Annotated in this window: 1 protein-coding gene; it reads right to left on the reverse strand. The window is 35.1% G+C overall.

What is annotated here, in order from left to right:
* Positions 1 to 45: 45 nt before the first annotated feature.
* Positions 46 to 1,214, reverse strand: a 1,169-nt coding sequence (locus FYJ55_RS10705; RefSeq protein WP_154556806.1) for an IS1634 family transposase, incomplete at its 5' end; no start/stop codon positions are given.

A 1,214-nucleotide genomic window follows, 5' to 3' on the forward strand; every position in this document is an offset into this window, starting at 1 on the left:
GTTTAATCTAGCACTTTCGTTTTTTTGAAATGTTGTATGTGATTTCTATTTTGAAAATTTTTTTACTATTTTGTTTAAATCACTTGGTCTATAGTACTTTCTGTTTAGTTGTAGCTCGAAACATCTTTCTAATGCATCTAATGCCTGACTTCCACTATAGATGGATTTGTAGTACATGTCATCCATATTTACGACATTCATATTTCGTAATGTTTTTATTAGGTTTGATGTTGTTACATGAGTTAAGTTGTCATCCAACTTGCACTCCATAAGCCTGTATATAAGTAGTGCAGTGTAGCAGATCAAGAAATGTGCACGTATTCTTTCTGGCTTTCTCAAGAATACGGGTCTTGCATCGAAATTAGTCTTCATGATTCTAAAACAGTCTTCGATTTTGTATCTATTTTGAGCTACTGCTAGGATGTCTTTGGCTGAATCGTCAAGATTTGTTGCGACGGCATAGAATCCATCGTATTTTTCTTCTTCATGGATTTTATCCATATCCAATACATAATTAGCTGTATCAGATGATGTGTTCTTAAGGAATCGACGTATATCGTTGGGTCCTTTTTTTATCTTTTCAGGATCTTTAAGTCTTAATAACTTTTTAGCACGTTCAAGCTGTCTTTCGCGGATAGTCCTTTGGTATTCCATCATCTTTCTAGAGAAAGTGACAATGATATATTGATGTAATGTTCCTTTGGCTTTTACTTTTTTTGTTCGACCGTTCTTGTATACTTTTTCTTCATAAAGTCCTGTATCCATGGCCGTGTTTGCGGGAATCACTTTATAGGCAAAATCATTGTATAGACTTAGATTGTTTGCGTCTTTTTTATTAAATGTTCGCATTTCTTTCAATGTGATCGCATCGTCATTTGACAATAGACGGTAGTTTGAATCGTTGAATACGATATCTTTGATCTCTTGTCCAAGTTTTTTTACTGACTGTGTAACGATATAAGCTCTACCACCCATATCATTGAATTTACGGATATTGTAGGATCCAAGTCCTGCATCCGCACAATATATGAACTTTTTGTTTCCGGTCATTTTTATAACTTCTTTTTCAAGTGGAACGGCAGTAAGCTGTTCATTTGTGTTTCCTGGATGAATACACATAGAAATAGGGATTCCACGGCTGTCCATGATAAGCCCCATTTCAACAATAGGAGATGTCTTGTTTTCCTTACTGATTCCGAACTGACGAAGTCCAA

The sequence above is a fragment of the Holdemanella porci genome (assembly GCF_009696075.1).
Lineage (GTDB): Bacteria > Bacillota_I > Bacilli_A > Erysipelotrichales > Erysipelotrichaceae > Holdemanella > Holdemanella porci.